This window comes from Pseudomonas sp. 1176_21 (assembly GCF_052850635.1).
Genome location: NZ_VXCV01000003.1, coordinates 140,431 through 157,424, shown reverse-complemented (window position 1 = coordinate 157,424; position 16,994 = coordinate 140,431). Strand labels below are relative to the sequence as shown.

Below are 16,994 nucleotides of genomic sequence, written 5' to 3'. Positions count from 1 at the left end.
AGATGTTGGCCCATGCCCCGTAAAACCTGGCGCGCTGCGCTCGCTGCCTATGCCAGCCCGTCGACCCTGGTGCTGTTGCTGCTCGGCTTTGCCGCCGGCCTGCCCTATATGTTGGTGTTCTCGACCCTGTCGGTATGGCTGCGCGAAGCCGGGGTTGCCCGTGAAACCATCGGTTATGCCAGCCTGATCGGCCTGGCCTACGCCTTCAAGTGGGTATGGTCGCCACTGCTGGACCAATGGCGCCTGCCATTGCTGGGCAAGCTTGGCCGACGCCGTTCCTGGCTGGTGCTGTCACAGATCCTGGTGGTCATCGGCCTGGTCGGCATGGGCTTTTGCGACCCGCAGAAGCACCTGTCGTGGCTGATCGCGCTGGCGGTGCTGGTGGCCTTCGCCTCGGCCACCCAGGACATCGCCGTGGATGCCTACCGCCTCGAGATCGCCGGCGACCAGCGCCAGGCCGCCCTGGCCGCCAGCTACATGGCCGGCTACCGGGTCGCCGCCCTGCTGGCCACCGCGGGCGCGCTGTTCTTTGCCGAAGGGTTCGGCTCCACCGGCTTCAGCTACAAGCACAGCGCCTGGACCGGCACCTATGTGCTGTTCGGCGTGCTGATGGTGCCCGCCCTGATCACCAGCCTGCTGATGCGCGAGCCGCCCGTACCCCTGCGTACCCAGCTGTCGGCGGCGCGCTACGGCTTCGGCCACCAGCTGGCCTCGGTCTTCGTGCTGATCATTCTGCTGGTGTCGGTACCGGCGATGTTCACCCAGCTGTACAACACCGATTTCGCCAGCGTGCTGTTCGAAGGCGCCAGCCTGCTCGACCTGCTGCTTGAAGACCGCGCCTTCCTGCGCGCGATCCTCTACATCACCCTCACCACGCTGTGCCTGTCGTCCATGGGACGACGCGGGCTGGCCCCGGTGCTGACCCCGGTCAACGACTTCATCGTGCGCTACCGCTGGCAGGCGCTGCTGCTGCTGGGGCTGATCGCCACCTACCGCATGTCGGACACGGTGATGGGCGTGATGGCCAACGTGTTCTACATCGACCAGGGCTTCACCAAGGACCAGATCGCCAGCGTCAGCAAGATCTTCGGCCTGTTCATGACCCTGTTCGGGGCCGGCATGGGCGGCCTGCTGATCGTGCGCTTCGGCATCCTGCCGATCCTGTTCATCGGCGGTGTGACCTCCGCCGCGACCAACCTGCTGTTCCTGATGCTCGCCGATATGGGGCCGAACCTGCAGATGCTGGTGGTGACCATCTCGCTCGACAACTTCAGCTCGGGTCTGGCGACCTCGGCCTTCGTGGCCTACCTGTCGAGCCTGACCAACCTGAAGTTCTCGGCCACCCAGTACGCCCTGCTCAGCTCGATCATGCTGCTGTTGCCGCGCCTGATCGGTGGCTACTCAGGCGTGATGGTCGAGAAGTACGGCTATCACGACTTCTTCCTGATCACCGCGATGCTCGGGGTGCCAACGCTGATCCTGATCGCCTTGCACTGGCACCAGGAACTGCGGCGCGGCAAGCTGGCCCCCGTGGAGCCCGAGACCACCGAGCGCCCCGGAGCCTAGGCCAGCGACGCCAATTCGGCGTCGTCCTGCAGCACCGTGCGCAACGGCCACAGCGCCAGCAACCCGGCGCAACCTGCCGCCAGGGCGAAGCTCAACAGGCTCGCCCCTGCCCCCAGCATCGCCAGCAAGGCGCCGCCCAGGCCCAGCAAGGCGATGGTGATCATGCCCAGCATCGCCGACACCAGGCCCTTGCTCTGCTCGCTGGAGAACAGCGTCATGCGGTACAGCACCGCGTTGGCGATGCCCAGGCCCAGTGCGTACAGCGACATGCCCGCCACCAGGCTGAACACCGAAGGGTACAGCCAGGTGCCCAGCATGGCCGCGCCCAGGCCGATCAGATACGGCCACAGGGCCTTGCGGATCAGCGCGCGCAGGCTGTAGCGCTCGGCAATGCGGTTGATGATCAGGTTGCCCGCAATCAGGCCGCCGAACACCGGCAATTGCCACAGTGCATAGTCCAGGGTGCTCAAGCCCTCGTCATGAATCAGCAGCACCGGCGACAGACCGATCCAGCCGATCAGCGGCAGGCCCACCAGGCCCAGGGCAGCGCTGCCGGCAACGAAGCGGCGGTTGCCCAGCAGTTGCCCGTAACCGGCCAGCAAGGGCAGCAGGTGGATGGGCTGGAAGGCCAGGCGCGTACCGTCGCGCCGCTCCACCCCCAGGGTTTCAGGCATGAAGCGGTACAGCGCGCACCAGGTCAGCACGGCGAACCCTGCGAACAGTACGAACAGCCAGCGCCACGAGACCCATTCCAGCAGCACGGTGCCTACCAGTGGGCCGAGCAGCGGCGAAAGCAGCGCGATGTTGGCCAGCAGGGCCATCATGCGCACCGCATCCGCCTCGCTGAAGGCTTCGTTCAGGGCCGGGTAGCTGACCGTGACCACAAAGCCCAGGCCAATGCCCTGTAACAGGCGCAGCAGGTTGAACAGCTCGATGCCCTCGACCCAGTAGGTGGCCAGGCAGGCCAGGCAGAAGACGGCGCACCCCCACAGCAGCAGCGGACGCCGCCCGTAACGGTCGGCCAGCGGGCCGATCAGCCACTGCAGCAGCACACCGCCAAGCAGGTAGAGGTTCAGCGCATGGGGGATGAATTCGGGGCTGGCATTCAGGTCGCCCACCACCGTGGGCATGGCAGGCATCACCACGTCGCTGGCCAGGTAGGTCAGCAATTCGAACAACGCCAGGGTCATGGCGAAACAGAATGCCCGGAACGGGGTGATGTTTATCAGCGGGGTAAGCATGGCAAGGCCTGGCAGGGAAAATCAGCCAGCCTGTATGCCAGAAAAGGCAAAGGTCGGACAGTAACAAGAAGTGAACAAGTGTAATCGGTGCACCCGAATCGCGGGGCAAGCCGCGCTCCCACGCGGTAATCACTGTCTCCAGACACATGATGTACCTGTGGGAGCGGGCTTGACCCGCGATGAGCTCGAGGCGTGTTACTGCACGGCCGCTTCCTGCACCACACGGATTACCCGCTGCGGAAACGGGATGTCGATGCCCTCGGCCTTCAACCGGTCGCGCGCATGCTCGTTGAGCATGAACATCACGTCCCAGTAGTCAGCCGTCTTCACCCAGGCTCGCAGCGACACGGTGATCGAGCTGTCGCCCAGTGCCGAAATCACCGCCTGGGGCGCGCCCGGTTCCTGCAGCACCCGCGGGTCATTGGCCAGGTCCAGCAGCACCTTGCGCGCTACCTGCAGGTCGGCCTCGTAGTCCACGCCCACATCGAACACCACCTTGCGGGTCGGCTGGCGGTTGGTGTTGGTGATGATGCCGTTGGACAGGCTGCCGTTGGGCAGGATCACCGTCTTGTTGTCACCGGTACGCAGCACCGTGTGGAAGATCTGGATGCTGTCCACGGTACCGCTGACCCCCTGGGCCTCGATCCAGTCGCCCAGGCGGAACGGACGGAACAGCAGGATCAGCACCCCACCGGCGAAGTTCGCCAGGCTGCCCTGCAAGGCCAGGCCGATGGCCAGGCCGGCGGCACCGATGGCGGCCACGAACGAGGTGGTCTCGATGCCGATCATCGAGGCCACGCTGACCACCAGCAGGATCTTCAGAATGATGTTCGCCAGGCTGCTGATGAAGCCTTGCAGCGCCAGGTCGGCGTTGCGCAGGGCCAGCAGCTTGCCCAGGCGGTAGGTGACCTTGTTGATCACCCACCAGCCGATGGCCAGGGTCAGCAGCGCCAGCAACAGGCGACTGCCGTATTCCATGATCATCGGGATCCAGGTCTGCGAAGTCCTGACCAGCTGATCCACTTCAGCGTTCAAATCCATAGGTTGTCTCCTGATGCCGGGCGGCAAAAAACGGGGAAAGCGTGGCGCCGCAATCGTTTCAGCGGCCGCAGAAACCTCGGACGCCGAAACGGCGCCAAGGTTCCGGGTGCACGGGGATCAGTCGCGGAAGTTGTTGAACTGCAGCGGCATGCCGAACTCCTTGGCACGCAGGGCCGCGATGGCTTCCTGCAGGTCGTCGCGTTTCTTGCCGGTGACACGTACCTGCTCGCCCTGGATGGCGGCCTGGACCTTGAGCTTGGCGTCCTTGATGTGGGCGACGATCTTCTTGGCCAGTTCCTTGTCGATGCCTTCCTTCAGCGTCGCTTCCTGCTTCATCACCTTGCCCGATGCGAAGGCATCCTTGACCTCCAGGCACTGCACGTCGATCTTGCGCTTGACCAGCGCCAGCTTGAGGATGTCGATCATCGCCTCGAGCTGGAACTCGGCCTCGGCGGTGAGGTTGACGGTCAGTTCCTTTTCCTTGAACTCGAAGCTGCCCTTGCCCTTGAGGTCGTAGCGGCGGTCGAGCTCCTTGACCGCGTTTTCCACGGCGTTGGTGACTTCGTGCTTGTCCAGTTCCGATACCACGTCGAACGACGGCATATCCATTCTCCAAAAAAATAAACGCACGCTCATGGGCCCCTGGTCGCAGAGCATGATGGAGCGTGCCGGGTTTGACGGTTAAAATGCGGGTTCATTATAACGGTTGCGAAACGCAGATGAGCAGCACCTGGCATATTCTCGGCGCCGGCAGCCTGGGCAGCCTCTGGGCCTGCCGCCTGGCACAGGCCGGCAAGGCGGTCCGCCTGATCCTGCGCGACCCTGCGCGCCTGCACGCCTACGAGGCGGCGGGCGGCCTGAGCCTGGTACACAACGGCCAGGCGCAGCGCCACGCGATCCCCGCCGAAACCGCCGATGCAGGCACGCCTATCCACCGGCTGCTGGTGGCCTGCAAGGCCTACGACGCGCCCGCGGCAGTGGCGCAGCTGGCGCCCCGACTGGCGCGCAATGCCGAGCTGGTGCTGCTGCAGAACGGCCTGGGCAGCCAGGACGATGTCGCCAGCCAGGTCCCCCACGCACGCTGCATCTTCGCCTCCAGCACCGAGGGCGCGTTTCGCGAAGCCGACTGGCAGGTGAACTTTGCCGGGCATGGCTTCAACTGGCTGGGCGACCCGGCCAACCCGCTGCCGCCCGATTGGCTCGACGACCTGACCGACGCCGGCATCCCGCACCAGTGGACCCCGGACATCCTCACCCGGCTATGGCGCAAGCTGGCGCTCAACTGCGCCATCAACCCACTGACCGTGCTGCATGCGTGCCGCAACGGCGGCCTGGCCGAGCATCACTGCGAGGTGGCCACGCTGTGCGCGGAGCTGGCCGAGCTGCTGCAGCACTGCGGCCAGCCCGAAGCCGCCACCGACCTGCAGGTCGAGGTCGAACGGGTCATCCAGGCCACGGCGGCGAACTACTCTTCCATGTACCAGGACGTGCGCCAGGGCCGACGCACCGAGATCCACTACCTGCTCGGCCACGCCTGCCGCGTTGCCGCCCGCCACGGCCGCCATCTGGCGCACCTTGAACGGCTGCACCGGCGCCTGGTCGAACACCTGAACGCACGCGGGTTGCCCAGCGACTGAGGGCAACGCTACCCTGCCCCTCCACCCACAGGATCACGCCGTCACCATGCCCTTGCGCGAACGCCTGGAAAACCTGCCGGTCGGCCAGAAGCTGCTGGCCGCCCTGCTGGTGCTGCTGATCACCATTCTGCTGGTGGCCAACCTGACCTTCATCAGCGCCGCCTACTGGATCTCCCAGGAGGCCATGGCGCCCCAGGCCCTGCAGACCATCGGCCGCCTGGTATCGCACCCGGAGCTGGCACAGCGCGCCGCCGACTCGCCAGAGGCGGCCAACGACCTGCTCAAGGAACTGGACAGCTACACCCCGCTGCGCGCCGCCGCGCTGTATGGCAGCGACGGCAAGCTGCTGGCGCAGTTGCAGCACGGCGAACCCCTGGCAGTACCCAAGCGCTACCGCAACATCGAAAGCTGGCGCCTGACCGAGTTTCGCAGCACCCAGCTGGTAACCCTGCCGCGCCCCGGCAGCCCGCCCGGGCATCTGCTGCTGGTGGCCAGCAGCGAGCTGCCGATGGCCTTCTATACCGGCACACTGACCGCCAGCCTGGGCATCCTGGTGTTCAGCATCCTGCTATGGATGCTGATTGCGCGGCAGATCAAGCGCCTGATCACCCAGCCGATCTACCAGCTCGAACAGCTCTCGCGCCAGGTAACCCGCGAAGAGAACTATGCCCTGCGCGCGCGCCCCGGCAACCGCGACGAAATCGGCAGCCTGGCCGAGGCGTTCAACACCATGCTGTCGCGCATCGAAGCCCGCGAACAGCAACTCAAGCGCGCCCGCGACGAATTCCAGACCGCCTATGACCAGGCCCAGGGCCTGGCCGAGGAAACCCGTCACACCAACCGCAAACTGGAACTCGAAGTACAGGTGCGCAGCAAGATCGAGCGCAAGCTCACCGGCTTTCAGAACTACCTCAACAGCATCATCGACTCCATGCCCTCGGCACTGATCGCCCTGGACGAACAGCTCTACGTGACCCAGTGGAACCAGGAGGCCAGCGCGCTTTCCGGCACGCCGCTGGACGAGGCGCTGAACCAGCCGATCTTCCTCGCGTTCGAGCCGCTCAAGCCGTTCCTGCCGCAGCTCAAGGAAAGCGTCGAGAAGCACCGCGTGGCCAAGATCGAGCGGGTCACCTGGACCAGGGGCGACGATGCGCGCCACTACGCCCTGACCTTCTACCCGCTGATGGGCGGTGGCGGGCGCGGCGTGGTGATTCGCATCGACGACATCACCCAGCGCCTGTCGCTCGAAGAGATGATGGTGCAGTCGGAGAAGATGCTCTCGGTCGGTGGCCTGGCTGCTGGCATGGCGCACGAGATCAACAACCCGCTGGGGGCGATCCTGCACAACGTGCAGAACATCCGTCGACGCCTGTCCCCCGACCTGCCGAAGAACCTGGAGCAGGCCAGCGAAACCGGCATCGACCTGGGTACGGTCAACCAGTACCTGGAAAACCGCCAAGTACCCCAGTTGCTCGATGGTATCCAGCAGGCCGGCGCACGGGCGGCCAAGATCGTCACCCACATGCTCAGCTTCAGCCGCCGCAGCAACCGCCAGATGGCACCGTGCGACCTGCCGGCACTGATCGACCAGGCGGTGGAGATCGCCGGCAACGACTTCGACCTGACCGAAGGCTTCGACTTCAAGGGCCAGGCCATCGTGCGCCAGTTCGACCCGGCCCTGGGCCCGGTGCCCGGCACCGCCAACGAGCTGGAACAGGTGCTGCTCAACCTGCTCAAGAACGCCGCCCAGGCGATTCACCAGCGCGAAGACGACAGCGAACCGGGGCGTATCATCCTGCGTACCCGGCTCAACCCGCCGTGGGCCGAGATCCAGGTCGAAGACAACGGCGTGGGCATGCCCGAGGCGGTGCGCAAGCGCACCTTCGAGCCGTTCTTCACCACCAAGGAAATCGGCCAGGGCACTGGCCTGGGCCTGTCGGTGTCGTATTTCATCATCACCAACAACCACAAGGGCCAGATGGAGGTGCAGTCGGCGCCAGGTCAGGGCACGTGCTTCACCTTGCGCCTGCCGCTGAGCAACCTGCCGATGCCACCCCCCGGCCCGCCAACGATGGAGTCATGAGCATGGGTTTTCGCTTGTCGAAGATTTACACCCGCACCGGCGACAAGGGCGAAACCGGCCTGGGCGACGGCCGTCGCGTCGCCAAGGACCATCCGCGCATCGAGGCCATCGGCGAGGTGGACACGCTCAACAGCCAGCTGGGCGTGTTGCTGGCAGGCCTGGCCGAGCAACACCTGGACGAGGTGGTCGAAGTGCTGGCGCCGTGTCAGCATCGGCTGTTCGACCTGGGTGGTGAGCTGGCGATGCCCAGTTACCAGGCCTTGAACGAGGCCGAGGTGCAGCGCCTGGAAGCGGCGATCGACCACTGGAACGAAGAGCTGGGGCCTCTGGAGAACTTCATTCTGCCGGGCGGTTCGGCGCTGATTGCCCAGGCCCATGTATGCCGCAGCCTGGCCCGCAGTGCGGAGCGGCGGTGTCAGCAGTTGAATGCGGCAGAGCCGCTGGCGGGGGTGGGGCTGGCGTACATCAATCGGCTGTCGGACTTGCTGTTCGTGGCGGCGCGGGTGATTGCGCGGCGCCAGGGGGTGGCGGAGGTGTTATGGCAGGCTGCGGCCAGGCCATGACGCCGCTTCGCCGGCAAGGCCGGCTCCTACAAAGGTCAGCGCCGTCTGTAGGAGCCGGCCTTGCCGGCGAGGCTTCACTCAGGCCTCAGGCCAGAACGCCCGAATTCCGGCCACGCCTTGGGCGCCGAACTGCCAGGCCCGCTCGCAATCAGCCGGCCCCACGCCACCCAGCACATACACCGGCCGGTTGAAGCCTTCGATCAGCTCGCTGGCCTGCTCCCAGCCCAACGGTACCGCCTCGGGATGCGTCTGGGTGGCCTGCACCGGCGACAGGGTGACGAAATCCACCCCCATCTGCTCGGCCAGCGCCAGTTCTTCGGCGTTGTGACATGACGCGGCCAGCCAGCGCTCCCTGGGGAACGGTCGGCCCTTGGGCGCGTATTTGCGCAACTGCTCGGCCGTAAGGTGCCACCCTGCCGCCGGGAAATCGCCCAGCCACTCCAGCGGCCCCTTGAGCATCAACTGCGCCTTGCCGGCACACAGCCCCACCGCATCCACCGCCACATCGCGGTACTTGGGGTCGTAGCCGTTGGGCGCACGCAACTGCACCAGCTTGATCCCGCCGGCAATCGCCTTCTGGATGCCGCGCAGCAACTGCGGGGCTTCCAGTTCGCCCGGGGTGATCAGGTAGTGGCCAGGCAACCGCGCGGCCGCCACGATGGGCTGGTTGGCTTCAGGGAAGTCGTATTGCGGCAGTTCGCGTGGCGACACCCAGGCCAGTGGCTGGCCTTCGGCGCCATGGGGCTCGCCGGTAAAGCCGTCGACCTCCCACACGTCCAGCAGCACCTGCTTGTCGGGGTAGTCGTGACGCACCTTGATCAAGGGCCGTGCACGGGTCACGACGATGCCCAGTTCCTCGTGCAGCTCGCGGGCCAGGGCGATCTCGACCGCCTCCCCCGCCTCCACCTTGCCGCCGGGAAACTCCCACAGGCCGCCCTGATGCTGGCTGTCGGCACGGCGCGCAATCAGGATGCGCCCGTCGGTGCCACGGATCACCGCAGCGGCAACATGCACCCGCTTCACGACGCACGCTCCGCCAGCGCAGCCTGCTGCCAGGCCTGGAAGGCCGGCCACTGGTAGATGGCCTCGACGTAGGCGGCGGCTGCCGCTGGCAGTTCGACACGGTAGCTGCGCAGGCGCACCGCCACCGGGGCGAAGAAGGCGTCGGCCAGGCTCAGTTCGCCGAACAGGTACGGGCCCGGGGTCTTGGCCACCAGGCGGCACTCGGACCACAGCGCGACGATGCGGTCGATGTCGATCTGCACCTCGAGTGGAATGCTCTCAAGGGCCTGATCGTGGTCCAGATTCATCGGCATGGTGCTGCGCAGGGCGAAGAAACCACTGTGCATCTGCGCACAGGCCGAACGCGCCTGGGCCCGGGCAGCGATGTCGCTGGGCCACAGGTTGGCTTCAGGGTGGCGCTCGGCCAGGTACTCGGCGATTGCCAGCGAATCGGCGATGGTGCCGTGTTCGGACTTGAGCAGGGGCACCTTGCCGGTGGCGGAGTGCGCCAGGATGCGCTGGCGGGTATCGGGCTGGTTGAGGGTGATCAGCAGTTCGGTGTAGGGCACCCTGGCCAGTTCGAGGGCCAGGGCGGCGCGCAGCGACCAGGAGGAATACAGCTTGTCGCCGATGATCAGTTGGTAGCTCATGGGTGGGCTCCATCGGGATGTGCGGGGGCCTATTGCGGGTCAAGCCCGCTCCCACAGGGTTACTGCAATCCTTGAGGGAGCGGGCTTGACCCGCAATACGGTCAGGTACGGTATTCGGCGTTGATCTTCACATACTCATGGGACAGGTCGGTGGTCCAGATCGTCTCGCTGCAGTCGCCACGCCCCAGGTCGATGCGGATGGTGATCTCTTCCTGGGCCATCACGGCCGAGCCCTGGGCCTCGGTGTAGGTGGCGTTGCGGCCGCCTTTGCTGGCGATGCACACATCGTCCAGGTACACGTCGATCAGGCTCACGTCCAGGTTCGGCACGCCAGCACGGCCCACAGCTGCCAGGATCCGGCCCCAGTTCGGGTCGGAGGCGAACAGCGCGGTCTTGATCAGCGGCGAATGCGCCACGGCATAGCCGACGTCCAGGCATTCCTGATGATTGCCACCACCGTTGACCTGAACGGTCACGAACTTGGTCGCGCCTTCACCGTCACGCACGATGGCCTGGGCCACTTCCATGCACACCTCGAACACCGCCTTTTTCAGCGCGTCGAACAGCGGGCCGCGGGCTTCGGTCACTTCAGCCACGTCGGCCTTGCCGGTGGCGATCAGCATGCAGCAATCGTTGGTCGAGGTATCGCCGTCGATGGTGATGCGGTTGAACGACTTGTTGGCGCCGTCCAGCAGCAGGTCCTTGAGCACGGCCGGCGCCACCTTGGCGTCGGTGGCGATGTAGCCGAGCATGGTCGCCATGTTCGGGCGGATCATCCCGGCGCCCTTGCTGATGCCGGTCACGGTGATGGTCACGCCGTCATGCTGGAACTGGCGGCTGGCACCCTTGGGCAGGGTGTCGGTGGTCATGATGCCGGTGGCGGCCTCGGCCCAGTTGTTTTCCGACAGGTCGTCCAGGGCGGCCTGCAGCGCGCCTTCGATCTTCTCGACCGGCAGTAGCTCACCGATCACACCGGTGGAGAACGGCAGCACCGCATCGGCGTCGACACCCGCCAGCTCGGCCAGCCTGGCGCAGGTGCGCTCGGCAGCGGCCAGGCCGGGGGCGCCGGTACCGGCGTTGGCGTTGCCGGTGTTGGTCAGCAGGTAACGCACACTGCCCTGCACGCGCTGCTTGGCCAGGATCACCGGGGCAGCGCAGAACGCATTGAGGGTGAACACGCCGGCAACGCTGGAGCCTTCGGCGCAGCGCATTACCACAACGTCCTTGCGCCCGGGGCGCTTGATGCCCGCAGAGGCAATACCGAGTTCAAAACCTGGAACCGGGTGCAACGTTGGCAAAGGACCAAGACCGACAGCCATGAAAGCGCTCCTAGAAAAAAGGCGCCGGCTCGAGATACCGGCGCTTGAGATGGAACAACGCCGCGACGGTTGGGCCCGTCGCGGCGCGGTGTTCAGATATCAGCAGGGGGCAACGGCGGTGCGATCAGTCGATCTTGCCGTGGCACTGCTTGAACTTCTTGCCCGAACCGCACCAGCAGGGTTCGTTGCGGCCCAGCTTCTGCTCGTTGCGCACCGGCGCTGCGGCCACGGCGACGTCGGCACCCTCCTCAAGCAGCTCGCCCGCTTCCAGGCCAGGGGCCTCGGCGTGCTGGAACTGCATGCGCTGGGCCAGCTCTTCGGCTTCGCGGCGCAGGCGTGCTTCCTCTTCGATCGGGTCTTCGCGGCGAACCTGAACGTGCGAGAGCACGCGGATGGTGTCGCGCTTGATCGAGTCCAGCAGTTCCTGGAACAGGGCAAACGACTCGCGCTTGTATTCCTGCTTCGGGTTCTTCTGGGCGTAGCCACGCAGGTGGATACCGTGGCGCAGGTGATCCATGGTCGACAGGTGGTCTTTCCACAGGTCGTCGATCACACGCAGCAGGATCTGCTTCTCGAAGGTACGCAGGGCATCGGCGCTGGCCTGCTCTTCCTTCTCGTTGTACGCCGCCATCAGCTCGGCCATCAACTTCTCGCGCAGGGTCTCTTCGTACAGGTGGTCGTCTTCGTCCAGCCACTGCTGGATCGGCAGCTTGACCCCGAAATCGCTGGCCAGGGCCGCTTCCAGGCCCGGCACGTCCCACTGCTCGGGCAGCGACTGTGGCGGGATGTGCTGGGCCACGGTGGCATCGAGCACTTCCTGGCGGAACTCGGCGATGGTGTCGCCGATGTTGGTCGCCGCCAGCAGGCTGTTGCGCATGTGGTAGATGACCTTACGCTGCTCGTTGGCCACGTCGTCGAATTCGAGCAGTTGCTTGCGGATGTCGAAGTTGCGACCTTCGACCTTGCGCTGGGCCTTCTCGATGGCGTTGGTGACCATGCGGTGCTCGATGGCCTCGCCGGACTGCATGCCCAGGGCCTTCATGAAGTTCTTGACCCGGTCGGAGGCGAAGATGCGCATCAGGCTGTCTTCCAGCGACAGGTAGAAGCGGCTCGAGCCCGGGTCGCCCTGACGGCCGGAACGGCCACGCAGCTGGTTGTCGATACGGCGCGATTCGTGGCGCTCGGAGGCGATCACGTGCAGACCACCGGACTCGATCACCTGCTGGTGACGCTTCTGCCAGTCGGCCTTGACCTGGGCAACCTGCTCGGGCGTCGGGTTGTCCATGGCAGCCACTTCGACTTCCCAGTTGCCGCCCAGCAGGATGTCGGTACCACGACCGGCCATGTTGGTGGCGATGGTCAGTGCACCCGGGCGACCGGCCTGGGCGATGATCTCGGCTTCCTTCTCGTGGAACTTGGCGTTCAGGACCTTGTGATCGATGCCTTCCTTGATCAGCAGGTTGGACATGTGCTCGGAGGTTTCGATGGTGGCGGTACCCACCAGCACCGGACGCCCGGAAGCCATGCTCTCCTTGATGTCGGCGATGATCGCGGTGTACTTCTCTTCGGCCGTCAGGTAGACCAGGTCGTTGAAGTCCTTGCGCGCCAGCGGCTTGTTCGGCGGGATCACCATCACGTTGAGCTGGTAGATCTGAGCGAATTCGAACGCTTCGGTGTCAGCGGTACCGGTCATGCCGGACAGCTTGTTGTACAGGCGGAAGTAGTTCTGGAACGTGGTCGAGGCCAGGGTCTGGCTCTCGGGCTGGATGTTCAGGTTTTCCTTGGCCTCGATGGCCTGGTGCAGGCCCTCGGACAGGCGACGGCCCGGCATGGTGCGGCCGGTGTGCTCGTCGATCAGCAGGATCTGGCCGTCCTGCACGATGTACTCGACGTTGCGGTGGAACAGCTTGTGGGCACGCAGGCCGGCATACACGTGGGTCAGCAGGCCCAGGTTGTGCGCCGAGTAGAGGCTCTCGCCCTCGGCCAGCATGCCGACCTGGGTGAGCATCTCTTCGATGTACTGGTGGCCGGCTTCGTTGAGTTCGACCTGGCGGGTCTTCTCGTCGATGCTGTAGTGGCCTTCCTGGGTGACCTGGCCTTCGACCTCTTCGATGTGCTGCTTGAGCTGCGGGATCAGCTTGTTGATCTCGATGTACAGCTTGGAGCTGTCTTCGGCCTGGCCGGAGATGATCAGCGGGGTACGGGCTTCGTCGATCAGGATGGAGTCGACTTCGTCGATCACGGCGAAATTCAGCTCGCGCTGGAATTTCTCTTCCATGCTGAACGCCATGTTGTCGCGCAGGTAGTCGAAACCGAATTCGTTGTTGGTGCCGTAGGTGATGTCGGCGGCATAGGCGATGCGCTTTTCTTCCGGCGGCTGGAACGGGGTGACCACACCCACGGTGAGGCCCAGGTATTCATACAGAGGGCGCATCCAGTTGGCGTCGCGGCGGGCCAGGTAGTCGTTGACCGTGACCACGTGCACGCCCTTGCCGGACAGCGCGTTGAGGTACACGCCCAGGGTCGCCACCAGGGTCTTGCCTTCACCGGTACGCATCTCTGCGATCATGCCCTCGTGCAAGGTCATGCCACCGATCAGCTGTACATCGAAGTGACGCATGCCCATGACCCGCTTGCCGGCCTCGCGCGCAACGGCGAAGGCTTCGGGCAACAGTTGGTCAAGGGTCTCGCCTTTGGCCAGGCGCTCTTTGAACGCTGCGGTCTTGGCCCGCAACTGCTCGTCCGTCAGGGCGACCATCTGCTCTTCGAAGGCATTGACGATCTGTACCGTCTTGAGCATGCGTTTGACTTCACGCTCGTTCTTGCTTCCAAAAAGTTTTTTTAACAAAGGCGCAAACATATTGGCAGGATCTTCCACACGTAGGGATGGAGGGCGGCCCCGTGAGTCGCCCGTGCAGCCCTTATGGCCGCATGCGAACGAGCATTCTACCCGGAAACGATGGTGAGGAAAGTGGCGGATTTCCACGATGCTGGCACAGCGCTTTTGACGGGGCTTTTTTACAATAAGGCCTTTTTCGCCAACTTCAACCCATCGTCACATGAAGAATTACCGGCGGGGCGATCTGTTAAGATGGCACCACTGTATTTTTCGGACCCTGCCCATGGCTTTTCGCCCCCTGCCCGCCCGTGCACCCGCCGTGCTTTTGCGTGAAGCGCGACCGCTCAAGGCCCTGTTCAGCCAGGCCCAGCGCCTGGCCCAGCTGCAGCGCCTGGTAGAGAGCCAGTTGCAGCCGGCAGCGCGCGAGCATTGCCATGTGGCCTCCTGGCGCGAGGGTACGCTGCTGCTGATCGTCACCGACGGGCACTGGGCCACGCGCCTGCGCTACCAGCAGAAACGCCTGCTGCGCCAGTTGCAGATGATGGAGGCCTTCAGCAGCCTGACCCGCATCAATTTCAGGGTGCAGCCGGTGGCCGGTGTGGCACCCGCGGCGGGGCACCCGATGGACATCTCGACACGTTCGGCGCAGAACATCCACGCTACGGCCGAAGGGATCACCGACCCCAAGCTCAAGGCGGCGCTGGAGCGCCTGGCCAGGCACGGCAAGGGATAGACGAGCGCACAGCGCTCGCAAACCTGCGACTGCGCTGCAATAAAAAAGGGCCACCCGAAGGCAGCCCCAAAAAATAACTAAAGAAGAGAGAGTTCGTACTTACACTGCCGCAACCGGACGCATGTAAGAGATCGGTGCCGTGCTGGCATCTTCGAACGTCACCACTTCCCACGCATCGGTTTCCTCGATCAGCTTGCGCAGCAGCTGATTGTTCAGCGCGTGTCCGGACTTGTAGCCCTTGAACTCGCCGATCAGGCTGTTGCCCAGCAGGTAGAGGTCGCCAATCGCATCGAGGATCTTGTGCTTGACGAATTCGTCTTCGTAGCGAAGGCCGTCTTCGTTGAGCACGCCATCCTTGTCCACGACGATGGCGTTTTCCACGCTGCCGCCGAGGGCGAGGTTGTGCTTGCGCAGGTACTCGATGTCACTCATGAACCCGAAGGTACGGGCGCGGCTGACTTCCTTCACGAACGAGGTGCTGGAAAAGTCCACGCTGGCACTCTGGGTCCGGTTGTGGAACACCGGGTGGTCGAAATCGATCTCGAAACTCACCTTGAACCCTTCGAAAGGCAGGAAAGTGGCGCGCTTGTCGCCGTCTTCCACTGTCACTTCACGCAGGATGCGGATGAACTTCTTGGCTGCGTCCTGTTCTTCCAGGCCGGCAGATTGAATCAGGAATACAAAGGGCCCGGCGCTGCCGTCCATAATTGGCACTTCGGACGCGGAGAGCTCGACGTAGGCGTTATCGATGCCCAGGCCAGCCATGGCCGAGAGCAGGTGCTCTACCGTGTCTACCTTGGTATCGCCATTGACCAGTGTCGTGGACATGGTCGTCTCGCCGACGTTTTCCGCACGGGCAGGGATCTGCACCACAGGGTCGAGGTCGGCACGGCAAAATACGATGCCGGTATCCACAGGGGCGGGCTTGAGGGTCAGGTAAACCTTTTCCCCGGAGTGCAGGCCGACACCTGTGGCACGGATGATATTTTTCAGGGTGCGTTGTTTAATCATGGCATTGGCCGCTTCAGCGCAAATTGCGAACTGGTATCAACAAAGGCTGAGGATAATAGCAGACCCGGCCTTTGCTGAACACCAATCACCTTCATAGCCCTGATAAATTCCATTAATCGGCCTGACGACGCAGGAAAGCCGGGATATCCAGATAATCCAGGTCGTCCTGCGGGTTCAGCTTCTGTGCCGCAGCGGCCCCGGCGTGAGCCTGGTTGCGCATGACGGTCGGACGCTCCAGATCGCGGTAGTTGACCGAAGGTTGCTCCGGACGGGCCGGTGCAGGGGCTGGGGTCTGTACAGCGGACGCTTGCAGGGTGTTGTCGATGACCTTGACCGGTTTCTCGATCTTGGCACCCAGGCCGGTGGCTACCACGGTGACGTGCAGCTCGTCGCGCATGTCCGGGTCGATGACGGTACCGACCTTGACCATGGCGTGGTCGGAGGCGAATGCCTCGATGATGCTGCCCACATCGGAGTATTCACCCAGCGACAGGTCAGGACCTGCGGTGATGTTCACCAGGATGCCGCGGGCGCCCTGCAGGTTGACGTCTTCGAGCAGCGGGTTGCGGATGGCCGCCTCGGTCGCTTCACGCGCACGGTTCGGACCGCTGGCGCAGCCGGTACCCATCATGGCCATGCCCATCTCGCTCATCACGGTACGCACGTCGGCGAAGTCGACGTTGATCATGCCCGGACGCTTGATGATGTCGGAGATACCGCGAACGGCACCGGCGAGCACGTCGTCAGCCTTGGCGAAGGCCGACAGCAGGCTGGCATCCTTGCCCAGGATGGTCAGCAGCTTCTCGTTCGGAATGGTGATCAGCGAATCGACGCTGTCGGCCAGGGCACGGATGCCCTCGTCGGCGATCTGCATGCGCTTGCGACCTTCGAACGGGAACGGACGGGTCACCACCGCAACGGTGAGGATGCCCATTTCCTTGGCCACTTCGGCGATGATCGGAGCAGCACCGGTACCGGTACCGCCGCCCATGCCGGTGGTGATGAACACCATGTTGGTGCCTTGCAGCACTTCGGCGATGCGCTCACGGTCTTCCAGCGCGGCCTGACGACCGACTTCCGGATTGGCACCTGCACCCAGGCCCTTGGTCACGCCGGTACCCAGTTGCAGGATGGTGCGCGCGCCGATGTTTTTCAGCGCTTGAGCATCGGTGTTGGCGCAGATGAATTCGACGCCTTCGATGTTGCTCTTGACCATGTGATTGACGGCGTTGCCACCGCCGCCACCGACGCCGATCACTTTGATGACCGGGCTTTGCGGGACGTTGTCTACGAGCTCGAACATTTTCCC

14 protein-coding genes are annotated in these 16,994 nt (G+C 64.4%); 5 read left to right on the top strand and 9 right to left on the bottom strand.

The genetic code is table 11. The features are described from left to right. Positions 1-12: 12 nt before the first annotated feature. Entirely contained in the window at positions 13-1,566 is a 1,554-nt protein-coding gene (locus tag FW760_RS08870; protein ID WP_043862085.1) for an AmpG family muropeptide MFS transporter, read from the top strand. Here the strand turns inward: FW760_RS08870 and FW760_RS08865 are convergent. The 3 genes from FW760_RS08865 to FW760_RS08855 all read right to left on the bottom strand — a co-directional run bounded on the left by FW760_RS08865 (position 1,563) and on the right by FW760_RS08855 (position 4,451). Further along, positions 1,563-2,807: an MFS transporter gene (locus tag FW760_RS08865; RefSeq protein ID WP_116052220.1), complete on the bottom strand. Its 1,245-nt coding sequence runs from the start codon at positions 2,805-2,807 to the stop codon at positions 1,563-1,565. The two genes, FW760_RS08870 and FW760_RS08865, sit on opposite strands and share 4 nt — an antisense overlap. Before the next feature lie 195 nt (positions 2,808-3,002). Next, a complete protein-coding gene (locus FW760_RS08860) occupies positions 3,003-3,848 on the bottom strand; it encodes a mechanosensitive ion channel family protein (protein ID WP_043862083.1) in 846 nt (281 codons plus the stop codon). Between the two features lie 117 nt (positions 3,849-3,965). Next, positions 3,966-4,451 carry a YajQ family cyclic di-GMP-binding protein gene (locus tag FW760_RS08855; protein WP_043862082.1) on the bottom strand — a complete coding sequence of 162 codons (486 nt, stop codon included), beginning with the start codon at positions 4,449-4,451 and terminating at the stop codon, positions 3,966-3,968. Positions 4,452-4,567: 116 nt separating this feature from the next. Between FW760_RS08855 and FW760_RS08850 the strand changes: the two genes are divergently transcribed. From FW760_RS08850 to FW760_RS08840, 3 genes are read left to right on the top strand one after another with little or no spacing between them, the layout of a single operon-like run. Then, entirely contained in the window at positions 4,568-5,485 is a 918-nt protein-coding gene (locus FW760_RS08850; RefSeq protein WP_116052221.1) for a putative 2-dehydropantoate 2-reductase, read from the top strand. A 46-nt stretch (positions 5,486-5,531) separates the two neighbouring features. Then, positions 5,532-7,568, top strand: coding sequence for a sensor histidine kinase (locus FW760_RS08845; RefSeq protein ID WP_043862080.1), 2,037 nt, complete (start codon positions 5,532-5,534; stop codon positions 7,566-7,568). A gap of 2 nt (positions 7,569-7,570) precedes the next feature. Further along, complete coding sequence (locus FW760_RS08840) at positions 7,571-8,131, top strand: cob(I)yrinic acid a,c-diamide adenosyltransferase (RefSeq protein WP_043862079.1); 561 nt, start codon at positions 7,571-7,573, stop codon at positions 8,129-8,131. Between the two features lie 78 nt (positions 8,132-8,209). On the opposite strand, the gene FW760_RS08835 is transcribed toward FW760_RS08840, so the two are convergent. The 4 genes from FW760_RS08835 to secA all read right to left on the bottom strand — a co-directional run bounded on the left by FW760_RS08835 (position 8,210) and on the right by secA (position 13,962). Next, entirely contained in the window at positions 8,210-9,154 is a 945-nt protein-coding gene (locus FW760_RS08835) for a Nudix family hydrolase (protein WP_043862078.1), read from the bottom strand. Then, positions 9,151-9,783 (bottom strand): glutathione S-transferase, encoded by a 633-nt coding sequence (locus tag FW760_RS08830; protein ID WP_088515537.1) that lies wholly within the window; start codon positions 9,781-9,783, stop codon positions 9,151-9,153. Before FW760_RS08830 ends, FW760_RS08835 begins: the two co-directional genes overlap by 4 nt. Before the next feature lie 101 nt (positions 9,784-9,884). Continuing rightward, positions 9,885-11,102 carry a bifunctional glutamate N-acetyltransferase/amino-acid acetyltransferase ArgJ gene (gene argJ, locus FW760_RS08825; RefSeq protein WP_116052222.1) on the bottom strand — a complete coding sequence of 406 codons (1,218 nt, stop codon included), beginning with the start codon at positions 11,100-11,102 and terminating at the stop codon, positions 9,885-9,887. A gap of 124 nt (positions 11,103-11,226) precedes the next feature. Beyond that, the gene (gene secA, locus FW760_RS08820; RefSeq protein ID WP_054914834.1) at positions 11,227-13,962 is read right to left on the bottom strand and encodes a preprotein translocase subunit SecA; all 2,736 of its coding nucleotides are present in this window, start codon (positions 13,960-13,962) and stop codon (positions 11,227-11,229) included. Between the two features lie 262 nt (positions 13,963-14,224). Here secA and FW760_RS08815 point away from each other — a divergent pair, with 262 nt between their 5' ends. Further along, positions 14,225-14,674, top strand: a complete 450-nt coding sequence (locus FW760_RS08815) for a DUF721 domain-containing protein (RefSeq protein WP_054914835.1) — start codon at positions 14,225-14,227, stop codon at positions 14,672-14,674. A 99-nt stretch (positions 14,675-14,773) separates the two neighbouring features. Here FW760_RS08815 and lpxC read toward each other — a convergent pair whose 3' ends face one another. Further along, entirely contained in the window at positions 14,774-15,685 is a 912-nt protein-coding gene (gene lpxC / locus FW760_RS08810; protein WP_043862073.1) for a UDP-3-O-acyl-N-acetylglucosamine deacetylase, read from the bottom strand. Positions 15,686-15,797: 112 nt separating this feature from the next. Next, a complete protein-coding gene (ftsZ, locus tag FW760_RS08805) occupies positions 15,798-16,988 on the bottom strand; it encodes a cell division protein FtsZ (protein ID WP_043862072.1) in 1,191 nt (396 codons plus the stop codon). Between the last annotated feature and the right edge of the window lie 6 nt (positions 16,989-16,994).